The following is a 25,371-nucleotide window of genomic DNA, read 5'->3' on the forward strand; positions in this document are numbered from 1 at the left end:
ACAATGTCCTATCTCGACAACATCAGAACCTTCGTTCGTGTCTACGAATTGGGCAGCATGTCTGCTGCTGGTCGTGATTTGCGCATTTCGCCCGCCGTCACCTCGACACGGATTGCGCAGCTTGAGGAACATCTGTCCGTCCGCCTCTTCCAGCGCACCACCCGCAATCTGACGCCCACGGAACAGGGAAGGCTGTTCTACGCCGGTGCCGTTGAAGTCCTCGAAGCGGTTGAAGCCGCCGAAGCGCAGGTGGTCGACATCACCGAAAAACCCCGCGGGTCGATCTATGTTGCTGCCCCCTTGGGCGTCGGCCGTCGCCTGATCGCGCCGCAGGTGCCTGCCTTTATCGAACAGTACCCCGAGGTGTCCGTACGGTTGCGCCTCACGGACCGTAAGGTTGACCTGACCACCGAAGGCCTCGACCTCGCGGTGTTTCTGGGTGAACCCGAAGACAGCACGCTGCGCATCCGCAAAATCGCCGATGTCGAAAGGGTGCTTTGTGCAGCGCCCGGTTATATCAAGGCGCGCGGCATGCCGAATACCGGCGACGACCTGCTGAGTCAGAACCACGAATGCCTGAACCTGCGGTTTCCGGGCGCGACCGAATTCCAATGGCGGTTGCAAACCTCGGATGGTCCAAAGCGGTTCAAGGTTCGGGGGCGGTTCGAATCCGACGATGGCGACGTGCTGACCGACTGGGCGCTGGATGGTCAGGGCATCGCGCTCAAACCCGTGTTCGAGGTTGCCGACCACCTGCGCGCTGGGCGTCTTGTCGCTGTGGCCAAAGACACGCCACCGGTCCCGGTGCAGATGGCCTGCCTCTTCACCCATCGGCGCAGGCAGGATCCGAAAACGCGGCTCTTCATGGATTTCGTCATCGGCAGGATCGGGACCGCGATCAAAAGCGCATGAAACGTGCCTGACCTTACTCCCGGGACGGCACCTCCTGTTCCGGATCGGCCGCTTCTGCATCCAGCGCATCCACCAAGATCACAGCAGGTGCGCCGGGCGTAAAAACCGTTTGGGCCGTTGGCGGATTGTCGTTGGCCTCGCGCTCGATGCGCAACTCGCGATAGGCCGTGTACATGCCACTGCTCACGATCAGAACCATGCCCACAAAGGTGGTGAAATGCGGAACTTCGCCCCAAACGAGGTATCCAAGAAGCGCGGCAAGCGGCAGGTAGCTATAGTCAAACGGGGCGATCACGCTTGCACTCGCAATCTGGTAGGCGCGCGACACCAGCGTGTAGGCGACTGTTCCGATCCCCCCCAGCAGCGCCAACATGCCAAGACCATCAACACTGGGGACGGGCCATGTCATGCGAAGATGGATAAGCTCCGGCGTGATCTCGATCACCTGCGTCACCGCAAAGCCGATTGGGATGATCACCACACCGGAAAATGAGATCGTATAAAGACCGATCACAAGCGATGTGTCCTGCTCTCCGATCTTGCGCACAATAGTTTGGCTGATCGCGTAGGTCAGCGCCGTCATGATCGGCAGGATCGAGACCCAGCCAAAAGACCCACCCGTCGGGTTCACCGCGATCACAACGCCCACGAACCCGACCAGCAACGCAAGAACGCGGTGAATCCCGATCTTTTCCTGCAAGAACACAGCCGCGAGGGTTGCCGTCATCAGCGGTGCCGCAAAAAACAGCGTGGTGACCTCGGCCAGACCCATAAAGGGAAAGGCCGCGTAGAACATCGCAAAACCGCCGGCAAACAGAACCACACGGGCCAGATACCACGGCCAAAGCGGCGTATAGATGCGGTGCGGTGCACCCAGCCAGAGGACCAGTGGAAGCAGGGTCAGCAAGGCAACAACCGATCGGACGAAGATCAGCATCCACACGGGGTAGATGGTCAGCATACCCTTCATCAAAAGGTCCTGACCGACAAACAGCACCATTCCAGCCACCACGCAAACGATGCCTTGAAGCGTGCGGGACATTGGCGGCGCGGCTGTATGTGTCGAAACGGTCATGAACACAAACTGACCGTTTCCTCGCATCCATCCCGCCAGACAGCGACCCGGATGTCGGTTTCATCCTCACTTGCCGATTTTCACACCTTCGGCGCGGGGGCGCTCTCGGACGGATGTCACGAACTCACGCCGGCGCGTACTTTGACCTGATACCGATCAACCAAGCGGCATGAAACCTAACCCAGATGCATCTTGGTTCAGGCGCAAAGCAGCCCGAAACAACAGGACCACTTCAATGACAAAAGGCGCAGTCGTCTTAACTGCCCCGATAGGTCGAATACCCGTAAGGCGACAGCAGCAACGGCACGTGATAATGCGCAGCCGGATCCGACATGCCAAAGCGGATCGGGACCTGATCAAGGAACAGCGGATCGTCTCCCCCCTGCCCTGTGGCGCGCAGGTAATCACCCGCATGGAACACCAACTCGTAGGTCCCAGTCTCGAACTGTTCTGCCGGAAGGATAGGACATTTGGTGCGCCCATCGTCGTTGGTCACGGTCTCAGCGATCTGCTCAAGCCCCGCATCGGTCACGCGGGACAGAACAATTCTGATCCCCTCGGCGGGGCAGCCCCGCGCGGTATCCAGAACATGGGTCGTCAAATAACCGGACATTGCGCTCTCCTCATGTGTGAGTGCCTCTTTATGCAGCCATCTTCGCAAAATGCGCAAACGATAAGTCATTTGAGACAGCTTTCGGGATTTCTTGAAAAACGATTTGGATTATTCGGATTACACAGACAACCGATCAGGAGGACACCGACGTGCAACGCTACCCCCGTGACATGACAGGATACGGCCCCAACCCGCCCAAGGCCAATTGGCCCGGTGGCGCCAAGATCGCCGTACAGATCGTGATGAACTACGAAGAGGGCGGCGAGAACAACATCCTGCACGGCGACGCCGCGTCCGAGGCGTTCCTGTCCGAAATCACCGGCGCACAGCCGTGGCCGGGTCAGCGACACTGGAACATGGAATCGCTCTACGAATACGGATCGCGCGCCGGGTTCTGGCGTCTGCACCGGATGATGAAAGATATCCCCATCACCGTCTACGCCGTGACCAGTGCCTTGGCCCGTGCGCCCGAACAGGTCGCCGCAATGAAGGACGCTGGGTGGGAGATCGCCTCGCACGGTCTGAAATGGGTCGAGCACAAGGACATGCCCGAGGCCGAGGAACGCACCCAGATCGTTGAGGCGATCCGTCTGCACACCGAAGTGGTCGGTGAACCGCCCAGAGGCTGGTACACCGGGCGCTGTTCCAACAACACGGTTCGGCTGGTCGCGGAACAGGGCGGGTTCGATTATGTCGCCGACAGCTATGCTGACGACCTGCCCTATTGGTCACGCTTTGGCGTTATCGACCAGCTGATCATGCCCTACACGATGGATTGCAACGACATGCGGTTCGGCATTCAGGCGGGCTTTACCACCGGTGACCAGTTCGAAAGCTATCTCAAGGACAGCTTTGACTACCTCTATGCAGAAGGCGCCGAAGGCTCGCCCAAGATGCTGTCCATCGGCCTGCATTGCCGCATCGCCGGTCGTCCCGGTCGCGCTGCCGCGCTCAAACGGGCGCTGGATTACATGGCTGGGCACGAGGGCGTCTGGTTCGCCACGCGTCAGCAGATCGCACAGCACTGGGCCAAAGAACACCCCGCGCCCACTGCGCAACGTCCGTCCGACATGTCACAGGAAGATTTCGTCACAGCCTTCGGCGGCATCTTCGAGCATTCCCCTTGGATCGCTGAACGCGCTTGCGCCTATGAATCTGGGCCCACCCATGACACCGCGCGCGGCGTGCACAGCCTGCTTTGTCGCGCCTTCCGCACAGCCACGGACGACGAGCGCCTTGGCGTGCTAAACGCCCATCCTGACCTTGCCGGCAAACTCGCCGCTGCGGGTCGCCTGACCGCCGAGTCCACCGCCGAACAGGCGGGTGCAGGCCTCGACATGCTGACCGACGACGAACGCGTCACGTTCCAGAAGCTGAACGCCGACTATGTTGCGCGCCACGGGTTCCCGTTCATCATCGCGGTCAAGGACAACACCAAGGCAAGCATCCTCGACGCGTTCCACCGCCGCATCGAAAACGACCGCGACACCGAATTCGCCGAAGCATGCCGTCAGGTCGAACGCATCGCCGAATTGCGGCTTTTGGACAAGCTGGGCGCATGACCCGTCAGGTCCACACAGAGCCGCTGACGGCCACCGCCTTCGCCCCGTTTGGAGACCTGCTCGATTGCGCGGGCGACCCGGACAAGCTCATCAATCAAGGCCTTTGCGGCCGCTACCATGACCGCGCATCGCTCGACTTCGCGGATGGTCGCGCCGGGATCAGCCTCTTCAAGGCCGAGCTGCGCAGCCTGCCCTACATGCTCGACCTTCTGGAACGGCATCCGCTGGGCAGTCAGGCTTTTGTCCCCATGAGCCATGATCCCTTTCTGGTGATCGTCGCCCTGGACGAGGACGGCGCACCCGGCACGCCGCGCGCCTTCCTGACCCAATCAGGACAGGCGATCAACTTTCACCGCAACACGTGGCACGGGGTTCTGACGCCGCTTTCAGGCACCGGGCTTTTCGCCGTCATCGACCGGATCGGCGACGGCACCAACCTGCAAGAACACTGGCTGGACACCCCCTTTGAGGTGATCGACGGAAGATAACGAACCGGCCGCCTTTGAGGAGGGGCGTCCAGCAATAAAACCAATGGTTACGAGGGAGAAGGAACCATGTCAGACGCATCCATCGGCACGCCGGAGCAGCTCCGCGATCCGAATTACACACCCCCCATCACCAAGGCGGTGCCTCTGGGCATCCAACACGTTCTGGCGATGTTCGTGTCCAACGTCACCCCCGCGATCATCGTCTGCGGTGCTGCAGGCTTCGGCTTTGGGTCAAACAGCCCCGATTTTCCGCAGATGATCTACATGATCCAGATGTCGATGTTCTTTGCAGGCATCGCGACACTGTTCCAGACCATCGGCATAGGCCAGGTCGGAGCGCGCCTGCCCATCGTGCAGGGCACGTCCTTTGCCTTCATCCCGATCATGATCCCGCTGGTTGCGGGCAAGGGCGTTGATGCCATCGCCGTGCTCATGGGCGGCATCCTTGTTGGTGGTCTCTTCCACGCGTTCCTTGGCCTTTTCATCGGCAAACTGCGCTTTGCCCTGCCGCCACTGGTCACGGGTCTTGTCGTTACGATGATCGGTCTCGCGCTGGTCAAGGTCGGCGTGCAATACGCGGCAGGCGGCGTTCCCGCCATCGGGACAGAGGAATATGGCTCGCTCCTGAACTGGACGATGGCAGGCACGGTGATCATCGTCACACTGGGCCTCAAGTTCTTCACCCGCGGCATGCTGTCAGTCTCAGCCGTTTTGGTCGGTCTCTTGGTCGGCTATGCGGTGGCCTTCGCACTGGGTCAGGTGAACCTTAGCAATGTGGGCCGCGCGGCCAGCTTTGCCTTGCCGAACCCGCTGCATTTCGGTTTGGAGTTTTCCTTCGCCGCGATCCTCGGCTTCTGCCTGATGTCCTTTGTGTCGGCGGTCGAAACCGTGGGCGACGTGTCCGGCATCACCAAGGGCGGCGCAGGTCGTGAAGCGACCGACAAGGAAATCCAGGGCGCGACCTATGCAGATGGTCTGGGTACAGCGATTTCCGGCCTCTTCGGCGCCCTGCCCAACACGTCCTTTAGCCAGAACGTCGGCCTCATTGCCATGACCGGCGTGATGAGCCGGGGCGTGGTCACCATCGGTGCGATCTTCCTGATCCTGTGTGGCCTTGTCCCCAAGGTCGGCGCGGTGATTTCGTCGGTGCCGATCGAAGTGCTGGGCGGCGGTGTGATCGTCATGTTCGGTATGGTTGTCGCAGCAGGCATTTCGATGCTGTCCGACGTGAACTGGAACCGCCGGAACATGGTGATCTTCGCGATTGCCCTGTCGCTGGGCCTTGGCCTGCAACTTGAACCCGACGCACTCCAGTACCTGCCACAGACACTCAAAGTGCTTGCCACCTCCGGCATCTTGCCCGCGGCGTTGATCGCCATCGTGCTGAACCTTGTTCTGCCCGAAGAACTGGCAGGCGAGGCAACCGAGGAAGTCTCAGGCGGTATGGCTGGCCATGGGAAAGGATCCATGCCCGGAGAATAACTGCTCCATAGCCCATAATCAGAAAGCCCCCGATACCCATATCGGGGGTTTTTCATTTGCAGAACCCGAAGATGCAAAGTTGCGCCTTCCGCGACGCGAAGATATCGCTGATCGTTGAACAGGGTGCGGCGCGGCCGGACTGAAGGGCTTTCGAACAGCGGCGCGCGCGATCATCGCAAGTGCTGCAAGGACACAACGCATGACCGATACTTCCAAAGCCACGAATGCAGGTCTCGGAACGTTCGAGCGCTGGCTGTCGCTCTGGGTCGCTCTTGCCATCGGCGCAGGACTTATACTTGGAAACCTCGTTCCCAGTCTCTTTGGGGCATTGGCGTCACTGGAAGTCGCCAAAGTCAATCTGCCGGTCGCAGTGCTGATTTGGGCGATGGTCTATCCGATGATGGTGGGCGTGGACTTCGGTTCGCTCAAGCATGTTGGTGACAAGCCCAAAGGCCTCGTCATCACGGTTATTGTGAATTGGCTGATCAAACCCTTCACGATGGCCGCCCTTGGCGTGCTTTTCTTTGAAGTCATTTTTGCCGATCTGATCCCACCTGATGATGCACAGGCCTATCTCGCTGGGGTCATCCTGCTGGGGGCGGCGCCCTGTACAGCAATGGTTTTTGTCTGGTCGCACCTCACCAAAGGCGATCCAACATATACATTGGTTCAGGTCAGCGTGAACGACGTGATTATGGTGTTCGCCTTCGCCCCCATCGTTGCGGTCCTGCTTGGCGTCACAGACATCATCGTCCCTTGGGACACGCTTCTTCTCTCAGTTGGTCTGTATGTCGTCCTGCCCCTGATTGCGGGCTACATCACCCGTCGCAGTCTTCTTGCCAGAGGTGGTGAACCTGCAATCGACGCATTCAAATCCCAGGTCCAGCCCTTCTCCATCTTCGGCCTGCTTGCAACGGTCGTGTTGCTGTTCGGGTTTCAGGGTGAAGTGATCCTTGACCGTCCATTGGTCATTGCACTGATCGCGGTGCCGCTTCTGATCCAGTCATACGGTATCTTCTTCGTCGCGTACTTCGCGGCGCGACTGTGGCGGGTTCCGTTCAACGTTGCAGCGCCCTGCGCTCTGATCGGCACATCGAATTTCTTCGAACTCGCCGTCGCGGTCGCAATCAGTCTCTTTGGACTGAACTCCGGCGCAGCACTTGCCACGGTGGTCGGTGTGCTGGTCGAAGTCCCTGTGATGCTGTCCCTTGTCGCGTTCGCCAACCGAACGCGACACTGGTTCCCCAACGCCTAGCGGATCAGAAATCCACCTCGATCGCCACGCCACGCTCAATCGCCAGCTCGACAACCTTGGACGCAACCGCCAAGTCCTGAAGCCCGACACCTGTGCCATCAAACAGCGTGATGTCCGCGTCCGACGTCCGCCCCTCATGGGTACCGTTGATCACGGCACCAATCTCGATCACATCGCTCTCTGCAATCAGCCCAGCGGCCACCGCATGCTGTGCCTCGCCGATGGAAATCGACTGCGCCACTTCATCCGTGAACACCTTGGCCTTAACCAAGAGCGCTGCCTCTACCTCTTGCTTGCCTTTGGTATCGGTGCCCATGCAGGCGATATGCGTGCCAGCACTCACATGATCGGCCATCAACGAAGGAGAGAACGCCGAGGTGATCGAGATAATCACATCCGCCTCTTGCATCCCCGGCAGATCAACAGCCTCGAACGGCACACCGGCCTCCTTCGCGACCTTCTCGATATTCGGAAGCATCTCGGGATGGTAGTTCCAACCGATCACCTTTTCGAACGACCGCTGCTCCAATGCCGCGCGCAACTGGAAGGTCGCCTGATGGCCTGCGCCGACCATACCCATGACCTTGGCATCCGCCCGCGCCAGATGCTTGATCGACACCGAAGACGCCGCCGCCGTCCGCAACGCCGTCAAAAGGTTACCGCCAACCATCGCATGAACCTTGCCCGTATCGGGATCGAAGAGGAAAACTGTCGACTGGTGGTTGATAAGCCCACGTTTTTCAAGGTTGTGCGGCCAGTAGCCTCCGGCTTTCAGGCCCAGCGCCCCACCAACCCGGTCGAACCCGCCTTTAAAGCCGTACAAAGCATCTTCATGCCCAATCGCCTCGCGCACCACCGGGAAGTTATAGGCATCCTTGGCCGCCATCGCGGCGAACACCTGCTCCACCGCCTCGAAAGAGGCTTCGCGTGACACCAGATCAGCGATCAAGGCTTCTGGAACGATATACATGGTCTCTCCCTCATGAAAAACGGTGCGACAGTCCACACTGCGCACCGTCCTGTCTTCTTCTTTTCAAAAATATGCCGGGGGTTTGGGGGTGGAACCCCCAACCAGTCGGATCGGGCATGCCCGATCCGAAACCAGATCAATACGCGCGACCGCGGGCCGAGACCGGCCAGACCGTTTCCACAACCCCGTTGCGCACACCGACATACCAGTCGTGCACGTTGCAGGTCGGGTCACAATGGCCCGGCACCAGCTTGAGCTTGTCATTGACCTTCAGAACACCACCCGTGTCCATCACGACGCCATGCTCGTCCGAGCATTTGACGTACTGAACGTCGTCACGGCCAAAGATCACCGGCAGGCCTGAATCAACCGACTGCGCCTTGAGGCCTGCATCAACGATGGCCTTATCCGCCTTCGCGTGGCTCATCACCGAGGTCAGGATGAACAGCGCGTTCTCCCACTCACCTTGGTCGATGCGCTTGCCGTCCTTGTCGAGGATGCGGCCGTAATCCGCGTCCATGAACGCGTAGGACCCGCACTGAAGCTCGTTATACACACCCGAGTTGGATTCGAAGTAATACGACCCGGTGCCGCCGCCACCAACGATGTCACACTCGATGCCGTCCGCCTTAAGCGTGTCGACAGCATCTTTCACCTGCGCCACGGCGATGTCGATCTTAGCCTTGCGCTCTTCATACGAGTCCATGTGCTGCATCGCGCCCTGATAGGCTTGGATACCGGCGAACTTCAGACCCTCTGCCGCATCGATCGCCTTGGCAATCTCGACAACCGCGGGCGTGGTCGTCACGCCGCACCGGCCCGCGCCGCAGTCGATCTCGACTAGACATTCGATCTGCGTGCCATGCTTGACCGCCGCTGCCGACAGATCGGCGACGTTTGCCAGATCGTCCACACAGCAGATCGTCCGCGCGCCCAGCTTGGGCATACGGGCCAGACGGTCGATTTTGGCCGGATCACGCACCTGGTTCGACACCAGCACGTCTTTGATGCCGCTGCGCGCAAACACTTCAGCTTCAGAAACCTTCTGACAGCAAACACCGCAAGCGCCGCCCAGTTCGACCTGAAGCAATGCAACGTCCACCGATTTGTGCATCTTGCCGTGCACGCGGTGACGCATGCCGTGCGCCTTGGCGTAATCGCCCATCTTCTTGATGTTGCGCTCAAGCGCGTCAAGGTCGAGCACGAGGCAAGGCGTCTGCACCTCCGACTCAGCCATGCCCGGCTTGGCAGGAATATCGAAACCGACTTCAAAGTCGTCCAGAATGCTCATGTCTTTCATTGCGTCTCTCCGATTTTAAGCCGTACCCGATCATCGCGCGGAAGCGGCATGTGTCGTATAATCTTAGAAGTTTCCTATAGGAAACACAGCATGGAGGAAAGAGCGTTTAGCTCATCATCCACGGCAGTTTATCAAGGTCGACATTGCCACCAGTGACGATGACACCGACGCGCTTTCCGGCGAATGCTTCTTTGTTCTTGAGGATCACGGCAAGCGGGACGGCGCAGGACGGCTCCATCACGATGCGCAGGTACTTCCACGTGATCTTCATCGCGTCGATGATCTCTTGCTCTGACGCAGTCATGATGTCGGACACATGGTTCGACACGAAATGCCAAGTCAGATCCTTGAGCGGCACCTTGAGACCATCAGCAATCGTCTCGGGTGCGTCGTCGGCGATGATATGCCCCGCCTTGAAGCTGCGATAGGCATCGTCGGCCTGTTCCGGCTCGGCGGCAATGATTTTGACCTCCGGCGCCAGTGTCGACAGTGTCAGGCAAGTCCCGGAAATCATCCCCCCGCCCCCGATGGGTGCCACCATCATGTCGAGACCGTCGGTCTGCTCCATGAATTCCTTGGAACACGTGCCTTGCCCGGCAATGACGCGCGGGTCGTTGTAGGGGTGCACAAACTCACCACCGGTGCGCGCCTGCACTTCGGCAAAGACAGCTTCGCGCGAAGTGGTCGAGGGCTCGCATTCGGTGATCGTGCCGCCATAACGGCGCACCGCGTCCTTTTTGGCCTCCGGTGCGGTGCGCGGCATAACCACGTTGCACGGGATACCGCGACGTCCGGCAGCATAGGACAGGCACAAAGCGTGGTTGCCTGACGAATGTGTGCAGACGCCCCTTTTCGCCTGTTCATCGGTCAGGCCAAACACTGCATTCGATCCACCACGCACCTTAAAGGCACCCGGCTCCTGAAAGTTCTCGCACTTGAAGAACAACTGTGCGCCGGTCAACTCGTTCAGGTAATCAGACTGCATGACCGGCGTGCGGCGGATATGCGGCTTGATGCGCTCATGCGCTGCCAGCATATCGTCGTAGGTCGGGATAGTCATAGCCAGGTCTTTCATTCTGCGGCCACCTTCGCTGCAATCTTGGAACCATGCCGATAGTATTCCTGAGCGGCGGCAACCCCTGACCCGAGCTTGATATCAAGCCCAAGGTCCACCATGCACATTTCGGCAGTGGCGATACCGGACAATGCCATCACATCCGTAAGGCTACCAAGATGGCCGATGCGGAACACCTTGCCAGCGACCTCACCCAGACCCACACCAAATGCAACACCATAGGCGCTGGCCGCATGGGTCACGATATCCGTCGCGTTGAACCCTTCGGGAGTGCGAATGGCCGACACGGTATCGGAATACAGATCCGGCGTTTCGGCACACAGCTTTAGGCCCCAAGCATCAACCGCCGCGCGCACGCCTTCGGCCATGCGCGTGTGACGGGCGAACACATTTTCCAAACCTTCCGCTTGCAACATGCGGCAGGCTTCGTTGAGACCGTTCATCAGACCAACGGCGGGCGTGTACGGATACGCGTTGTTGGCATAGCCTTTCATCATGTCGTTCACGTCGAAGAAGGTACGGAACAGACCAGCTGTCTTGGTTGCCTCCATTGCCTTTTGGCTGAATCCGACGATAGCCAGACCCGCAGGCAGCATGAAGCCCTTTTGTGACCCCGTCACGGCAACATCGACGCCCCAGTCGTCAAAGCGGAAATCCATCGACGCGATCGAAGATACGCCGTCCACCATCAGAAGCGCCGGGTGTGTGGCGGCATCCATAGCCTTGCGCACCGCGCTAATGTCGGACTTAACGCCAGTCGCGGTCTCGTTGTGTGTGGCCAGAACCGCTTTGATCCGGTGCGACGTGTCTTTGGTCAGGATCTCTTCGAAGCGGTCGGCAGGGATACCCTTACCCCAGGCCACGTCCACTATGATCACATCAAGGCCAAAGCGTTCGCACATGTCGATCCAGCGATGCGAGAACATACCATTGCGCGCCACCAGAACGGTGTCACCCGCACTAAGCGTGTTGGTCAGCGCGGTCTCCCATCCGCCCGTACCGGACGCCGGGAAAATGAACACCTCAGCGCTGGTGCTTTTCAGGATTTGCTGAACCGCCTTGCGGGCAGGGTGCAGGATTTGTCCAAACAGCGGCGACCGATGGTCGATGGTCGGCATATCGCACGCTTTGCGAAGCGATTCAGGGATGTTTGTCGGACCGGGAATGAAAACAGGGTTCTGGAAACTCATGGTGTATCTCCTCCAATTGAGCGTAACCTACGCGATCCAGCCCCTGCGTTCAATTTTTTCGAAATTATTTTTCATTTTTGGATAGAGTAGAAAAATATGCGATATCAGTGCGTTAATTTTTTCATCTTATGAAATGATTTTTCGAAAAACAAAAGCGCACCTCCAAAAAGATGCGCTTTTCATCCATTTCAAACAGAATCGGAAGGCCTTTACCGCCCCGCGCCCAAGCGCAACGGCATGTGCCGGTTTACATCCTTGTAGAGCAGATACCGGAACCGCCCCGGTCCACCTGCGTAGCAAGCTTGCGGGCAGAACGCGCGCAGCCACATGTAGTCACCCGCTTCGACCTCGACCCAATCCTGATTAAGCCGATAGACCGCCTTACCCTCAAGCACATAGAGCCCGTGTTCCATCACATGGGTCTCGGGAAACGGGATCACCGCGCCGGGTTCAAGCGTCACAATAGTGACATGCATGTCATGGCGCAGGTCGTTTGGGTCGACAAAACGGGTCGTCGCCCACTTCCCGTCCGTACCGGGCATCGGAGAAGGCGCAACATCCGCCTCGTTCTTCACAATCACCTCTGGATGATCCAACCCCTCGACCGCCTGATAAGCCTTGCGCAGCCAGTGAAAGCGCAAAGGCTCTGTCCCGGTGTTGCGCAGCGTCCAACCCGATTGAGGCGGTAGGAACGCATAACCGCCGGGCAGTATCTCATGTGTTTTGCCACCCACGGTCAGGCTCATGGACCCTTCGACCACAAACAACACACCCTCGGCCTCTGGATCGGTCTCGGCACGATCTGACCCGCCACCGGGGCCAACTTCCATGATGTAATGCGAAAAGGTCTCGGCAAAGCCCGTCATGGGACGCGCGATCACCCAAAGGCGGGTGTTGTCCCAGAACGGCAAAAAGCTCGTGGTGATGTCCCGCATCGTGCCTTTGGGGATCACCGCATAGGCTTCGGTAAACATGGCGCGATCCGTCAAAAGCTGATCCTGCCCCGGATGCCCACCCTTGGGCGCGTAATAAGACGTCGTCATGCGCGATACTCTCTGCTGCTGCTGCCCAAGTATCGCGCCGCGCAGCCCAGCCGACCATGCCTATCGGCAATCAAGACTTTTCGGCTTTCTTTGATAATCGCCCGCGATTGCCTTGTAACCGCAATCAATCATCAGACGCGGTAATAGTCCCGATACCACTTTACAAACTTCGCCACCCCATCCCGCACATCGGTCTTGGGCGCATATCCCGTCAGGTTCCGCAGCAAGGACGCATCGGCCCACGTGGCAAACACATCGCCCTTCTGCATCTCCATGTAATTGCGCTTGGCTGCAATCCCGGTCTCGGCCTCGATCGCCTCGATGAAATCCATCAGGCGCACCTTGTCAGAATTGCCGATGTTTACGACCCGATAAGGCGCAGCAGGACTAAGCGTATCGCCATCAACCGCGGTTTCCGGCCCACCGGGCACCGCATCCATCAACAGCCGAATACCCCGCACCAGATCTTCGACATAAGTAAAGTCGCGATACATGTCGCCGTGGTTATAGATGTCGATGGGCGTGCCTTCAAAGATGCCCTTGGTGAACTTGAAGAGCGCCATATCGGGCCGCCCCCAAGGCCCATAGACCGTGAAGAACCGAAACATTGTGGTCGGGATGTTCCACAGATGCGCATAGGAATGCGCCATGCTCTCATTGGCCTTCTTCGTTGCCGCGTAGAAGGTCAACTGGGTATCCGCCTTGTCGGTCTCGCGAAACGGCATCTCTTCATTGGCGCCATATACCGACGACGTGGACGCCATCAGCAGATGCTCAACCTGCAACTGACGCGCGGCTTCCATAACGTTAAACGTACCGACCAGATTGCTGTCCAAGTAGGCGCGCGGATTCTCAAGCGAATAGCGCACACCGGCCTGACCGGCGAGGTGAACAATAATGTCCGGCGCGAACTCAGCCGCGACCCGGTCAAACGTGCCGTTCTCCTCTAGCGTCGCATGGGTAAAGCTGTAGCCCGGAGATTGCAGCAACATCTGGTTACGGCGTTCCTTGAGCGTCACATCATAGTAATCGGTGATCGCATCATAGCCGTGGACAACAAAGCCTTCATCCAGCAAAAGCCGCGCGAGATAGAACCCAATAAACCCGGCGGTTCCGGTGACAAGAACACGTTTCATAAAGCCGTTTCGTATTTGAGATCGTTCGGAGTGTGCTCGCGCCTAGCACGAATGACAGACGGCGACCACCAAATGAAATCGCCACTGGTCTTTGTATTGACAATGATGACCCCATATTCTCCTTTAGAAACGCCCAAAAAACTGGCAAATGCCAGGCGCTCCAGTAAGAAGACTGCATGATGTTCTCCAACCTTTTCGGCAAACGCAAAACTTCCGAGCCCAAGGTGGTTTTCGAGCCGGTTGAACCGGAATCGCGGTTTTGCGTGATCGGAGACATTCATGGCCGCTATGATCTGCTGACCACTTTGGTCGAAGCCCTGCCGCAGGACATGAGCATCATCTGCGTCGGCGACCTGATAGATCGCGGCGACCACAGCAAAGATGTGCTCGAGTACGTCATTGGGCATGATCGCATCACATCGCTGATGGGCAATCATGAACAACTCATGCTGAACTTCCTCAAGTCGCCGGAAAGCCACGGGCGCAGATGGCTTCGCAATGGTGGCCTGCAAACATTGGCCAGCTTTGGCGTGTCCGGTGTCACCGACTCATCCGGGTCAGAAGGCCTGACGCGCGCGCTAGATAATCTATACGATACAATGGGCGAAAAGATGGTCGCGTGGGTCGCAGGACTCGATTGTATTGCATGGTCCGGGAACGTGGCAGTCGTCCATGCGGGCGCGGATCCAAGTACACCGCTCGAAGAGCATTCACCTGAGACATTCATCTGGGGACACCCCGAGTTCCGTAAAAAACCGCGCGAAGACGGGTTCTGGATCGTCCACGGTCACACGATCGTTGACAGACCCAAGATGCAGGACGGCCGCATTTCCATCGACACAGGCGCCTACGCCACCGGCCAATTGACCGCCGCAGTATTCGCGCCGGACGGGGTGGAGTTCATTTCGACCTGAACCGCTGATTGCGGCAATGTATACCACTGTATGCTGTTTACGACTCAGCTGGTTTGGCCTATTGCATGGGCAAATCATGAAAGGCGTGACCCATGGCTGATTCCACAACCCCCGACATCATCTATACCAAGGTAGACGAAGCGCCCGAGCTGGCCTCGGCCTCGTTCCTCCCGATCATCCAGAAATTCGCAAGCGCCGCGGGCGTAAGCGTCGGCACCAAGGACATTTCGCTGGCAGGTCGTATCCTTGCCACCTTCCCCGAACACCTGACCGAAGGTCAGCGCCAGTCCGACGACCTTGCAGAGCTTGGCCAACTGGTGAAGACGCCCGAAGCGAATGTGATCAAGCTGCCGAACATCTCGGCATCAGTGCCGCAGCTGGTCGCCGCGATCAAGGAACTGCAGAGCCAAGGCTATGCACTGCCGGATTACCCGGAAACACCCGAGACGGATGCCGAAAAGGCAGCCCGAGCCAAGTATGACACGATCAAAGGCTCTGCCGTGAACCCGGTCCTGCGCGAAGGCAACTCCGACCGCCGCGCAGCCAAGGCGGTCAAGGCCTATGCCCAGAACAACCCGCACCGCATGGGCGACTGGTCTTCCGACAGCAAGACACGCGTGTCCTCCATGACCGGTGGAGATTTCCGCTCGAACGAGAAATCCGCGACCCTCTCTGCAGAAAGCACCGCAAAGATCGTACTGGTCGGTGAAGACGGTTCCGAAACTGTCCTGAAGGACGGTCTCAGCTATCCCGCAGGCACCGTTGTCGACGCGACATTCATGTCGGCAAAGGCGCTGGACGCCTTCCTTGCCGAAGAGATCGCCAAGACCAAGGAAGAAGGCTCGCTCTTCTCGCTTCACCTCAAGGCGACGATGATGAAGGTCTCCGACCCAATCATCTTTGGCCATGCGGTCAAAGCCTACCTTCAGCCTGTTTTCGACAAGTTTGGTGATCAGATGGCCGCTGCGGGCATCAACCCGAACTCGGGCCTTGGTGATCTGATGGCTCATGTCGACAACATGCCCGATGTCAAAGCCGAAATCGAAAAAGTGCTGGCCGACCGCGCGCCGTTGTACATGGTGGATTCCGACAAGGGCATCACCAACCTGCACGTACCCTCGGACGTGATCGTCGACGCCTCCATGCCCGCCCTGATCCGCGCAGGCGGCAAAGGTTGGGGGCCGGACGGCAAAGAACACGATGCAAACTGCGTCATCCCCGACAATTCTTATGCACCGATCTACGAAGAGACGATCAACTACTTCAAGGAAACCGGCAAACTGGACCCGGCAACCGCGGGCACAGTGCAGAACATCGGCCTGATGGCGCAAAAGGCTGAAGAATACGGCTCGCATCCGACCACATTCGAAATCCCGCACAACGGTACGGTCAAGATGATCCTCGGCGATGGTACGGTACTGCACGAACATGCGGTCGAAACGGGCGACATCTGGCGCTCTGCCTCGACCCGCAAAGCACCAATCGAAGATTGGGTGCAGTTGGCCATCGACCGTCAGAAAGCCGAAGGCTGCGAAGCGATCTTCTGGCTGGATGCGACCCGCGCACATGATGCCGAACTGATCAAATACGTTACGCCGATCCTTGCGGCCAAAGGCCTGACGGACACGTTCAAAATCATGGCACCACGCGAAGCAACCCGCGCGTCACTGGAAACGATCCGGGCAGGCAACACCTCGATTGCGATTACAGGCAACGTGCTGCGCGACTACCTGACCGACCTGTTTCCGATCCTCGAACTGGCCACATCGGCCAAGATGCTGTCCATCGTGAAGCTGATGAACGGCGGCGGTCTTTTTGAAACGGGCGCAGGCGGCTCAGCACCGAAGCACGTGCAACAGCTGGTGGAACAGAACCACCTGCGCTGGGACAGCCTTGGCGAATTCTGTGCACTTGGCGAAAGCCTGCAGTTCCTCGCGGATGTGCGGAGCAACGAAAAAGCCCGCGTGCTCGGCAAAGCCGTGGACGCCGCGACGCAGGGCATTCTCGATGACAATCGGTCGCCTTCGCGCAAAGTTGGTGAGCCGGACAACCGCGACAGCCATTACTGGTTCGCCCGCTACTGGGCCGAGGCCTTGGCGGCGCAGTCTGAAGATTCCGACTTGGCTGCCCATTTCGGACCCATCGCGGCTGCTTTGGCTGAGAACGAAGCGACAATCCTATCAGAGCTGAAAGCGGCTCAGGGAGCACCTGCGGATCTTGGTGGGTATTACCACACCGATACTACAAAAACCGCAGCAGTGATGCGCCCCTCGGCCAAACTGAACGAGATCATCGGCTAAGAGCAGGCGGTGCAACGGTCGCAAGCCCGTTCGAACGGGCTTGCGCTTCACGTTCGAAGCGCGGGGCCAAGCGCTCGCCGCATTTCCAAGTTCTTAACCCGCGCAATGCACCTTCCCCGCCACAAAGCGCTTTGAGCGGGAAGGGTCACTCCCATGCCGCGATACGACAAATGACATTCCTCTCACATGCCGGAAGGCTGACCTTGAGAGACCGGTCTGAACAGGCTTCGGCAACCCCGGAGTACAGGTCACGCGTTAAATCGCGGATTTGAGAGAACCGTCTGTCAACGGCGGAGTAAAATTAGGCCACGGGGCGGCGCAAAACTGGGCCACTTTGGGTTTACGCGGGACGCGGGTGATGAGCGGCGGCCAGTCAGCCGCGCTCTCCATGTAGCTGGCGGGTGACTGGCCGCCTTGGACCGTCAGGTCCAAGTCTGGGCTTTGGATCAGTTGATGTTTTCGCCGGGCTTGCGTGCGCGGCTTTGCGCGAGGCGATAGCTTTCGCCGTTCATCTCGAGGATGTTGACGTGGTGGGTCAACCGGTCGAGGAGCGCGCCGGTCAGCCGCTCGGTGCCGAAGGTCTCGGTCCATTCATCGAAGGGCAGATTGCTGGTGATCAGCGTGGCGCCGCGCTCGTAGCGCTGGGAGATCATCTCAAAAAGCAGCTCGGCGCCGGTCTTGGACAGGGGCACGAATCCGAGCTCGTCGATGATCAGCAGCTTCACGGCAGCCATCTGCTTCTGGACGCGCAGCAGCCGACGTTCGTCTCGCGCCTCCATCAGCTCGTTGACCAGCGCGGCGGCGGTGGTGAAGCTGACAGACATGCCCTTCTGGCAGGCTGCCAGTCCCAAGCCCAGTGCAATGTGGGTTTTGCCGGTTCCGCTGGGCCCGAGGGCGATCACGTTCTCACGCCGGTCGATCCATTCGCAACGCCCCAGTTCCAGCACCTGCATCTTGTTCAGCTTCGGGATCGCCTTGAAGTCGAAGCTGTCGAGGCTTTTGGTGGCCGGGAACTTCGCGGCCTTGATGCGGCGCTCGACCATCCGCCGCTCGCGGTCAATGAGTTCCAGTTCCACGAGGCGCGACAGGAACTGGACATGGTCCAGTCCTTCGGCGGCGCATTGACGCGCAACCTTCTCGTGCTCCCGCAAGAATGTGGGCAGCTTCAGCGTCTTCAGATGGTGGGCAAGCAGGATCTTCGGGGCCTCGGTCATTCCGCCGCCTCCGACATCAAGGCCATGTAGCTGGCCGCCCGCGTCGTCTCGACATTCGCCCGCGGCAAGTAGGGGTAGACATCGAGATCAAGCCTCGGGGGGCGCTTCTCCACCTGACAAAGCACGAGGTGCTTCACGGCGTCGAAGCCGACCGCGCCCAGCTTCAGGGCCTTCTTCACGGCGGCATGCAGGTCATCCATCTCGAAGGTCTCGAGCAGACGCAGCACCTGCACATACTCGCGGCGCCCCATCTTGAGCATGCGCGCCTCCATCAGGCGGCGCAAAGTCTGGAACTCTTCGGGCAGGTCCCATTCCGCCAAGGGTGCGGCCTGGTCCAAGGCATTGATCTTGCGCTCGATCAGCGGGAGGTAGTGAACCGGATCAAAGATCATGTCCTCGCGATCGTAACAGCGCGGGTGTCGGGCGATCACCTCCCCGCGACAGCCGATCACGACCTCATCGACATAGCCGCGGATCCAGACATCCTGGTGGCCATAGGCGACCGGGACCGAGTAATCGTTGGTGTCATAGCGCACGAGAGACTGCGAGCTGACCCTGCCGCCCGCTTGGTCGCAGGCGTCGAACGGGGCGGCAGGCAGGGGGCGCATCGCGACCAGATCGCGCTGCAACCTCTCACCGATCGTCTCCTTGTGACCCCGAAGAATGCGCGTCAGGCGTGCGCGGCACTGCCCTTCAAGGTCTGCGTTGAAATCGTCCCAACTGGCAAAGTGGGGGATCGGCACCATGTGGTTGCGGCGGGCGTAGCCGACCATCCCCTCGACAGCGCCCTTGTCGTTCCCCTTCCCGGGCCGACCATAGCGATCCCGAAACAGGTAATGCGACTGCAAGCCGCTGAACAGCGCGGCGCGGATGCGCGTGCCGTCCGGTTGGATCTTCGACACCAGGCAGCGGTCGTTGTCGTAGAGCACCGACTGCGGCACCCCGCCGAAGAAGTCAAACGCGCGGACATGGCCGTCTATCCAGGCCTCCGCCGTCGCCGCTGGATAGGCCCGGACGAAATAGGCATCGCTGTGCGGCAGGTCCATGACGAAGAAGTGCGCCTTCTGCTCGACACCGCCGATGACGACAACCGCTTCGCCAAAATCGGCCTGAGCATGGCCCGGCGGATGAGCCAGCGGCACAAACATCTCCCGGGTCCGCCGCTCGCGATCACGCACGTAATCCTTGACGATCGTATAGCCTCCGGTGAAGCCGTGCTCGGCCTGAAGCCGTTCCCATATCCGCTTGGCCGTATGACGCTGCTTGCGATGCACGACCTTGTCGGCTTCAAGCCAGGCGTCAATGAACTCGGTGAACCCGTCCAGCTTCGGCCGCCTGATCGGCTTGTCCCGCCGGTAGCCAGGCGGCACCGAAAAGGCCAACATCTTATCAACCGTCCCACGCGAAATGTTGAAATGCTTCGCCGCCGCCCGCGCGCTCATGCCCTCGGAACACGCCAAGCGAACCTTCTTGTAAAGTTCCACGGTATAGATCTCCCCGCCCTCCCTGCCGATGCAAGAAGGGAAAAGTGGCAGGATTTTACTCCGCCCGCAGCGAGACTATCCCGCCGCTACCATGGCCTAATTTTGCACCGCCGTTTCCAGTGGCGTGTGCCATCTTGGCGTCGATCCGTTTAGACAGGATCTGTGTCGCGCTATTCGGGGTGACCAACGCATCAAGAATATCGACGAGATGCGCCCGCTGGACTTCGATCTGTTCGGTCGGTTTGTCGGACAGCAGCCAGTGGTGTTCGATCTGAGCGGACAATCGGCCAACACAGTCTGTCACGCGGCGCAAAAGGTCTTCGTCAGGCTTCGCCGCCGTGGTGGCGAGGCAGGTGAAACTGGCAGCATATGAGAGAGTTTTCAAAACGCCCATAATTTGAGCGTGTAGCACGATTTTCTATCTCGCAAGTTAACCTGCGCGCCAAAAAAGCTTTTTTGGTGAGTGAGTCATTAATGCAGCAGGGCGATTTATTGCCTGATCTGCTGTCCCACCCCACGCACAATCGCGCCGACTTCCATGAGTTGATCAGCAAGCGGATTGGATTTCCGCCACACCATGCCGATCGTTCGGCTAGGTTTGGGGGCGTCAAACGTCACAACCGACACTTTTGCGTTCCGCGTTTCCAGCGCGACCGCCATTTCGGGGATCAGGGTCACCCCCATGCCCGCTCCAACCATCTGCACCAAGGTCGAAAGCGAGCTGCCCTCCATGAGTTGTCTGGGTTGGGTCTTGGTGATCTCGCAGAACGACAGAGCTTGATCACGAAAACAGTGCCCCTCCTCAAGCAGCAAAAGGCGCATCGTCTTAAGCATGTCGGCGCTTGGCACAGGTTTGTCTTCGTCTTTGCTGGGCCGAACCAGAACGAAGTCTTCCTGGAACAAAGCGAACTCCCGTAACGCGGGTTCCGAAATCGGCAGCGCGACAATAGCCGCATCCAGCCGCGACTCGAGCAAGTCCGCGACCAGGGACTTTGTCACCGATTCCCGCAGTTCGAGGTCGATATCAGGAAACCGTCCAGTCAATGCCGTGATCGTGTCGGGCAAGAGGTACGGCGCAACCGTCGGAATAACACCAAGCCGGAACCGCCCGGCAAACGGCCCCTGAGAGGCGCGCATCAGGTCTTCCAGTTCATCAATGCCCAACAAAACTTGCCGCGCCTTAGCGACAAAATCTTCTCCAATGGCGGTCAGGCGTATCGTGCGGGAACCACGCTCCACCAAAGTGGCCCCGGCCATGTTTTCCAATTCCTTGATCTGCAAAGACAATGCGGGTTGCGAAATTGCGCAGGCCTCGGCGGCACGTCCAAAGTGCTGATGCCGGGCTAAGGCATCGAAATATCTGAGTTGTTTGATGGTCAATCCTATCATTTGAAAAACTTATCATTTCTTTTTGAATATCCAATTGGAAATTATTGATCTCCGTGGTTAGAACCATTCTAGAATGGGCGTTCTTGCCCATCTGATTCACTGCGAGGGAGTAAGATCATGGACGGCAACAATCTCGATAAAAAAGGGGCCTGCCCCATCATGCACGGTGGCAACACCGGCACCGGCAACAGCGTGACCAAATGGTGGCCCAGTGCCCTGAACCTCGACATCCTGCACCAGCACGGCGCACGCACGAACCCGATGGACGAAGACTACAACCATCGTGAGGCGGTGAAGGGCCTCGATTACGACGCAGTGAAAGCCGACGTGCAGGCGTTGATGACCGATGGTCAAGACTGGTGGCCAGCGGATTGGGGTCACTACGGCGGCCTGATGATCCGCCTGGCGTGGCACTCGGCAGGGTCCTACCGCATGGGCGACGGACGTGGCGGTGCCGGGTCCGGCAACATCCGCTTTGCCCCGCTGAATTCCTGGCCCGACAACGCAAGCCTCGACAAGGCGCGCCGTCTGCTGTGGCCGGTAAAGAAGAAGTACGGCAACGCGCTAAGCTGGGCGGACCTGATCATCCTAGCGGGCAACATGGCGTATGAGTCCATGGGCCTGAAGACGTTCGGTTTTGGCTTTGGCCGCGAAGACATTTGGGGGCCAGAGACGGACATCAACTGGGGCGCCGAGGACGAATGGCTCGCCCCGTCCGAGAACCGTTACGGCGATCTCGATGAGCCGGGGACGATGTACAACCCGCTCGCCGCTGTGCACATGGGCCTGATCTATGTGAACCCCGAAGGCGTCAACGGCCAACCCGATCCGGCCCGCACTGCATTGCACGTCCGCGAAACCTTCGCCCGTATGGCGATGAACGACGAAGAGACTGCTGCTCTGACCTGTGGCGGACACACCGTCGGCAAGGCGCATGGCGGTGGCGGCATGGCCGACCAGATCGGTGCCGCACCCGAGGGCTGCCCAGTGCACTCCCAAGGCTTTGGCTGGTCCAACCCGGGCCATCAGGGCAAGGCAGCCAATGCGTTCACATCCGGGATCGAAGGCGCATGGACCCAGCACCCGACGCAGTGGGACATGGGCTATTTCGACTACCTCTTCAACTACGAGTGGCGTCTGACTAAATCCCCCGCCGGTGCAAACCAGTGGGAGCCGGTCGACATGCCGGAAGACAAGAAGCCGGTGAACGCCTCGGATCCGTCCAAGCGGGACATGCCGATGATGACCGATGCCGACATGGCGATGAAGGTCGACCCGATCTACAACGAGATCTGCCAGAAGTTCCGCGCAGACCCCGAGTATTTCGCAGACACCTTTGCCCGCGCATGGTTCAAGCTGACCCACCGCGACATGGGGCCCAAGGCAAACTACTACGGTACAGACGTGCCTGCGGAAGACCTCATCTGGCAAGACCCAATCCCGGCTGGCAGCACCTCTTACGATGTGGCTGCGGTGAAGGCCAAGATCGCTGACAGCGGTCTGACCTCTGCCGAAATGATCGCAACCGCTTGGGACAGTGCCCGCACCTATCGTCAGTCGGACAAGCGCGGCGGTGCCAATGGCGCCCGTATCCGTCTTGCCCCGCAAAAAGACTGGGTTGCGAACGAACCCGAGCGTCTGGCCAAAGTGCTGGGCATCCTCGAGCCGATTGCAGCAGCAACCGGTGCATCCGTCGCAGACGTGATCGTTCTGGCTGGTAACGTGGGTCTGGAACAGTCGCTCAAGGCCGCAGGTCACAACATCGACGTGCCCTTCGCGCCGGGTCGTGGCGACGCCACAGCCGAGCAGACCGATGCGGATAGCTTCAACGTGCTGGAGCCACTGGTTGATGGTTTCCGCAACTTCCAGAGGGAAAAGTATGCCGTGTCGATGGAAGAGCTGACGCTCGACAAGACACAGCTACTAGGTCTGACTGCCCGCGAAATGACCATTCTGATCGGTGGCATGCGTGTGCTGGGCACCAACCACGGCGGCAGCGCGCATGGCGTGTTCACCGACCGCGTTGGTCAGCTGACGAACGACTTCTTCGTCAATCTGACGGATATGACCTACACATGGGTTCCGATGGACGACGGCACATACGAGATCCGCAACCGCAAGACCAATGAGGTCAAGTGGACCGCGACAAGTATCGACCTTGTGCTGGGTTCGAACTCCATCCTGCGGGCCTATTCCGAAGTTTATGCCCAAGACGACAACGCCGAAAAATTCGCGCGTGATTTCGTCGACGCGTGGACCAAGGTGATGAACGCGGACCGTTTCGATCTGGTCGCCTGATTGACCGTTTAAACCGCTCCCGGGCATCTATGATGCCCGGGAGTTTTCATATCTACCTGTCGTCAGTTGTGATGTGCCAAGCCCGGATCACTGACCTTGTGCCAAAGGCAGGATGACATGCACGCGTGCGCCGAACGATGTGTTGTCGTCGATCACGATCTTTCCTCCCATCGCCTCGGCAAAGGTGCGGGCCAGTGGCAAACCGATACCGACGCCGGATGTCGTGCCGGTTTCCTGCCCCAAGCGCTCGAAAGCTTCAAACGCGATTGTTGCGGTATCCTTGGGGAAGCCAGGACCAGAATCCTTGAACAAGATATCGACCATCTTGCCCTCTATCACAGACGCTTCGATTGAAATCGTGCCGCCTGGTCCCGAGAATTTGATCGCATTGTCCAGAATTTGTTTGAAAATCGAGCCAAGCCAAACGGGGTACGCCACGACCAACAGTTCTGCATCCACATTTTGGTCAAGGTGCAATTGCTTGTCCAACAATGCGCTCGCGAACCGTCCGGTCACGGGGTGCAGGCACGATTGCACGGAAACCTGCATCTTTTCGGGCGAGGCGTCTTCGCTACTCCAATTTGCGAAATCAAAGATGTTTTCGACGATCCGCCGAAGCGCTGTCGATGATTGGACGATTTGCCGAGAGTAGGATTCGATCTGATCGGCACTGATCTCCCGCCCGGCTTTTGCATCGGCATGCAAAAATTCGGCAAAGCCGGATATCGCATGAAGCGGCGTCAGCATTTCGTGGCTGACGCTGCGCATCAATTTGCTCTTGGCTTCGCTTGCTTGTTCAGACTGCTGCTGCGCCTCTAGCAGCCACGTTGCGTGCAGACGCGTGGCGCGAACAAAATACGCGATGACAAACAACACTGTTCCAAAAACGGTGACCGCGGTTGCTGGTGCAAGAACCGAATGGGCGATGGACGAGGAAACTTCGAACGTCCCAAACAGCGCATCACCTGTTGCCCAGCTTAGGAACCAAAGAAAGATCGGCACAATGCCAAGCCCGACAAGCCAGACGAATTCTTTTCGTGCCGAAAACATCACGAATGGACCGATCGCGATCGCCACAAGAATGAACGACATGTGACCTTCAGGCGGTGTTACGAACGCAGCCAAACCAACAGCGATATTTGCCGCCCCCAACCAGACCACACGTGCGGCCAGGTGCTTGTCGTAAGCGTGTAACGCGATCCCCGACAGAAATCCCAATGTTGCTATGGCGGCGGCAATCGACAAGAGTTTTGCGTCCAGAAAGATCGCGCCGACCAGCCACCCAAACGCAAAGGGTGTGACGAATTTGACGAAGACCTTCGAATACTGAACCCGCTGGTCCAGGGTGTCTCGTGCAGCAGGGGACGCGTTTTTCATCAGCATGGGTATTTGATTTCCGCCCCTCCAATCATCTTTCTGTCGTCGTCGACGCGCATGAAATCTCTTCGAGTTATCCTACGTTTCTTATTCTATTTTCAAATGCGCGCCGCAGATCGAGCCTGTGGCAGCGTGTCTTACCCTATCTTTGGATCAGCTGTCGCCCGGATTGACAGCGCGCCTTATCCAAAGACAGGTTTCTTGTAACGCTCTCTCTGGTAAAGGGTGCTCGCGGCAGCATTTGACCCGCAAAAGCCAACAGATACACTCTAAATTCTAACCATCAACAGATTA

The 25,371-nt window shown here is 58.8% G+C and carries 21 protein-coding genes; 8 read left to right on the forward strand and 13 right to left on the reverse strand.

The features are described 5' to 3' along the window. Positions 1–3: 3 nt before the first annotated feature. Positions 4–912, forward strand: coding sequence for a LysR family transcriptional regulator (locus ACK3EW_RS18215; protein WP_439119482.1), 909 nt, complete (start codon positions 4–6; stop codon positions 910–912). 13 nt (positions 913–925) lie between these two features. Here ACK3EW_RS18215 and ACK3EW_RS18220 read toward each other — a convergent pair whose 3' ends face one another. After that, on the reverse strand, positions 926–1,987 hold the full coding sequence (locus tag ACK3EW_RS18220; RefSeq protein WP_493807292.1) for a DMT family transporter: 1,062 nt from the start codon (positions 1,985–1,987) through the stop codon (positions 926–928). 256 nt (positions 1,988–2,243) lie between these two features. Beyond that, entirely contained in the window at positions 2,244–2,600 is a 357-nt protein-coding gene (gene uraH / locus ACK3EW_RS18225; RefSeq protein ID WP_493807293.1) for a hydroxyisourate hydrolase, read from the reverse strand. A 149-nt stretch (positions 2,601–2,749) separates the two neighbouring features. Between uraH and puuE the strand changes: the two genes are divergently transcribed. The 4 genes from puuE to arsB all read left to right on the forward strand — a co-directional run bounded on the left by puuE (position 2,750) and on the right by arsB (position 7,387). Continuing rightward, positions 2,750–4,162 (forward strand): allantoinase PuuE, encoded by a 1,413-nt coding sequence (puuE, locus tag ACK3EW_RS18230; protein WP_493807294.1) that lies wholly within the window; start codon positions 2,750–2,752, stop codon positions 4,160–4,162. Then, a complete protein-coding gene (locus ACK3EW_RS18235; protein ID WP_493807295.1) occupies positions 4,159–4,650 on the forward strand; it encodes an ureidoglycolate lyase in 492 nt (163 codons plus the stop codon). Before puuE ends, ACK3EW_RS18235 begins: the two co-directional genes overlap by 4 nt. Positions 4,651–4,716: 66 nt before the next feature. Further along, positions 4,717–6,132, forward strand: coding sequence for a uracil-xanthine permease family protein (locus ACK3EW_RS18240; RefSeq protein WP_493807296.1), 1,416 nt, complete (start codon positions 4,717–4,719; stop codon positions 6,130–6,132). 199 nt (positions 6,133–6,331) lie between these two features. After that, complete coding sequence (arsB, locus tag ACK3EW_RS18245) at positions 6,332–7,387, forward strand: ACR3 family arsenite efflux transporter (protein ID WP_493807297.1); 1,056 nt, start codon at positions 6,332–6,334, stop codon at positions 7,385–7,387. Positions 7,388–7,391: 4 nt separating this feature from the next. Here the strand turns inward: arsB and bhcD are convergent, their stop codons facing one another. The 6 genes from bhcD to ACK3EW_RS18275 form a co-directional block, all read right to left on the reverse strand. After that, positions 7,392–8,357, reverse strand: a complete 966-nt coding sequence (bhcD, locus tag ACK3EW_RS18250; protein ID WP_493807298.1) for an iminosuccinate reductase BhcD — start codon at positions 8,355–8,357, stop codon at positions 7,392–7,394. Between the two features lie 136 nt (positions 8,358–8,493). Next, a complete protein-coding gene (bhcC, locus tag ACK3EW_RS18255) occupies positions 8,494–9,657 on the reverse strand; it encodes a 3-hydroxy-D-aspartate aldolase BhcC (RefSeq protein WP_493807299.1) in 1,164 nt (387 codons plus the stop codon). Between the two features lie 106 nt (positions 9,658–9,763). Continuing rightward, complete coding sequence (bhcB, locus tag ACK3EW_RS18260) at positions 9,764–10,732, reverse strand: beta-hydroxyaspartate dehydratase BhcB (protein WP_493807300.1); 969 nt, start codon at positions 10,730–10,732, stop codon at positions 9,764–9,766. Further along, complete coding sequence (bhcA, locus tag ACK3EW_RS18265) at positions 10,729–11,922, reverse strand: L-aspartate--glyoxylate aminotransferase BhcA (protein ID WP_493807301.1); 1,194 nt, start codon at positions 11,920–11,922, stop codon at positions 10,729–10,731. The genes bhcB and bhcA overlap by 4 nt, the downstream gene beginning before the upstream one ends. Before the next feature lie 209 nt (positions 11,923–12,131). Beyond that, complete coding sequence (locus ACK3EW_RS18270; protein ID WP_493807302.1) at positions 12,132–12,965, reverse strand: bifunctional allantoicase/(S)-ureidoglycine aminohydrolase; 834 nt, start codon at positions 12,963–12,965, stop codon at positions 12,132–12,134. Positions 12,966–13,096: 131 nt separating this feature from the next. Continuing rightward, positions 13,097–14,101, reverse strand: a complete 1,005-nt coding sequence (locus ACK3EW_RS18275; protein ID WP_493807303.1) for an NAD-dependent epimerase/dehydratase family protein — start codon at positions 14,099–14,101, stop codon at positions 13,097–13,099. 176 nt (positions 14,102–14,277) lie between these two features. Between ACK3EW_RS18275 and ACK3EW_RS18280 the strand changes: the two genes are divergently transcribed. Both ACK3EW_RS18280 and ACK3EW_RS18285 read left to right on the forward strand, forming a co-directional pair. After that, positions 14,278–15,015 carry a metallophosphoesterase gene (locus ACK3EW_RS18280; protein ID WP_493807304.1) on the forward strand — a complete coding sequence of 246 codons (738 nt, stop codon included), beginning with the start codon at positions 14,278–14,280 and terminating at the stop codon, positions 15,013–15,015. 92 nt (positions 15,016–15,107) lie between these two features. Beyond that, on the forward strand, positions 15,108–17,315 hold the full coding sequence (locus ACK3EW_RS18285) for an NADP-dependent isocitrate dehydrogenase (RefSeq protein WP_493807305.1): 2,208 nt from the start codon (positions 15,108–15,110) through the stop codon (positions 17,313–17,315). A 446-nt stretch (positions 17,316–17,761) separates the two neighbouring features. Here the strand turns inward: ACK3EW_RS18285 and istB are convergent, their stop codons facing one another. From istB to ACK3EW_RS18305, 4 genes are all read right to left on the reverse strand, one after another. Further along, positions 17,762–18,529 carry an IS21-like element helper ATPase IstB gene (gene istB / locus ACK3EW_RS18290; protein ID WP_493806540.1) on the reverse strand — a complete coding sequence of 256 codons (768 nt, stop codon included), beginning with the start codon at positions 18,527–18,529 and terminating at the stop codon, positions 17,762–17,764. Further along, a complete protein-coding gene (istA, locus tag ACK3EW_RS18295) occupies positions 18,526–20,022 on the reverse strand; it encodes an IS21 family transposase (protein ID WP_493809682.1) in 1,497 nt (498 codons plus the stop codon). The genes istB and istA overlap by 4 nt, the downstream gene beginning before the upstream one ends. 46 nt (positions 20,023–20,068) lie before the next feature. After that, the gene (locus ACK3EW_RS18300) at positions 20,069–20,425 is read right to left on the reverse strand and encodes a hypothetical protein (protein ID WP_493807306.1); all 357 of its coding nucleotides are present in this window, start codon (positions 20,423–20,425) and stop codon (positions 20,069–20,071) included. A 77-nt stretch (positions 20,426–20,502) separates the two neighbouring features. After that, on the reverse strand, positions 20,503–21,402 hold the full coding sequence (locus ACK3EW_RS18305; RefSeq protein WP_493807307.1) for a hydrogen peroxide-inducible genes activator: 900 nt from the start codon (positions 21,400–21,402) through the stop codon (positions 20,503–20,505). 117 nt (positions 21,403–21,519) lie between these two features. Between ACK3EW_RS18305 and katG the strand changes: the two genes are divergently transcribed. Then, positions 21,520–23,700 carry a catalase/peroxidase HPI gene (gene katG / locus ACK3EW_RS18310; RefSeq protein ID WP_493807308.1) on the forward strand — a complete coding sequence of 727 codons (2,181 nt, stop codon included), beginning with the start codon at positions 21,520–21,522 and terminating at the stop codon, positions 23,698–23,700. Positions 23,701–23,787: 87 nt separating this feature from the next. On the opposite strand, the gene ACK3EW_RS18315 is transcribed toward katG, so the two are convergent. Next, positions 23,788–25,083, reverse strand: a complete 1,296-nt coding sequence (locus ACK3EW_RS18315; RefSeq protein ID WP_493807309.1) for a sensor histidine kinase — start codon at positions 25,081–25,083, stop codon at positions 23,788–23,790. Between the last annotated feature and the right edge of the window lie 288 nt (positions 25,084–25,371).

It is taken from the genome of Marivita sp. NO-S04 (assembly GCF_059070475.1).

Coding starts and splice junctions, on each gene's coding strand:
- ACK3EW_RS18215 (WP_439119482.1), top strand. CDS start 4: ATGTCCTATCTCGACAACATCAGAACCTTCGTTCGTGTCTACGAATTG.
- ACK3EW_RS18220 (WP_493807292.1), bottom strand. CDS start 1,987: ATGACCGTTTCGACACATACAGCCGCGCCGCCAATGTCCCGCACGCTT.
- uraH (WP_493807293.1), bottom strand. CDS start 2,600: ATGTCCGGTTATTTGACGACCCATGTTCTGGATACCGCGCGGGGCTGC.
- ACK3EW_RS18235 (WP_493807295.1), top strand. CDS start 4,159: ATGACCCGTCAGGTCCACACAGAGCCGCTGACGGCCACCGCCTTCGCC.
- ACK3EW_RS18240 (WP_493807296.1), top strand. CDS start 4,717: ATGTCAGACGCATCCATCGGCACGCCGGAGCAGCTCCGCGATCCGAAT.
- arsB (WP_493807297.1), top strand. CDS start 6,332: ATGACCGATACTTCCAAAGCCACGAATGCAGGTCTCGGAACGTTCGAG.
- bhcD (WP_493807298.1), bottom strand. CDS start 8,357: ATGTATATCGTTCCAGAAGCCTTGATCGCTGATCTGGTGTCACGCGAA.
- bhcC (WP_493807299.1), bottom strand. CDS start 9,657: ATGAAAGACATGAGCATTCTGGACGACTTTGAAGTCGGTTTCGATATT.
- bhcB (WP_493807300.1), bottom strand. CDS start 10,732: ATGAAAGACCTGGCTATGACTATCCCGACCTACGACGATATGCTGGCA.
- bhcA (WP_493807301.1), bottom strand. CDS start 11,922: ATGAGTTTCCAGAACCCTGTTTTCATTCCCGGTCCGACAAACATCCCT.
- ACK3EW_RS18270 (WP_493807302.1), bottom strand. CDS start 12,965: ATGACGACGTCTTATTACGCGCCCAAGGGTGGGCATCCGGGGCAGGAT.
- ACK3EW_RS18275 (WP_493807303.1), bottom strand. CDS start 14,101: ATGAAACGTGTTCTTGTCACCGGAACCGCCGGGTTTATTGGGTTCTAT.
- ACK3EW_RS18280 (WP_493807304.1), top strand. CDS start 14,278: ATGATGTTCTCCAACCTTTTCGGCAAACGCAAAACTTCCGAGCCCAAG.
- ACK3EW_RS18285 (WP_493807305.1), top strand. CDS start 15,108: ATGGCTGATTCCACAACCCCCGACATCATCTATACCAAGGTAGACGAA.
- istB (WP_493806540.1), bottom strand. CDS start 18,529: ATGACCGAGGCCCCGAAGATCCTGCTTGCCCACCATCTGAAGACGCTG.
- ACK3EW_RS18305 (WP_493807307.1), bottom strand. CDS start 21,402: ATGATAGGATTGACCATCAAACAACTCAGATATTTCGATGCCTTAGCC.
- katG (WP_493807308.1), top strand. CDS start 21,520: ATGGACGGCAACAATCTCGATAAAAAAGGGGCCTGCCCCATCATGCAC.
- ACK3EW_RS18315 (WP_493807309.1), bottom strand. CDS start 25,083: ATGCTGATGAAAAACGCGTCCCCTGCTGCACGAGACACCCTGGACCAG.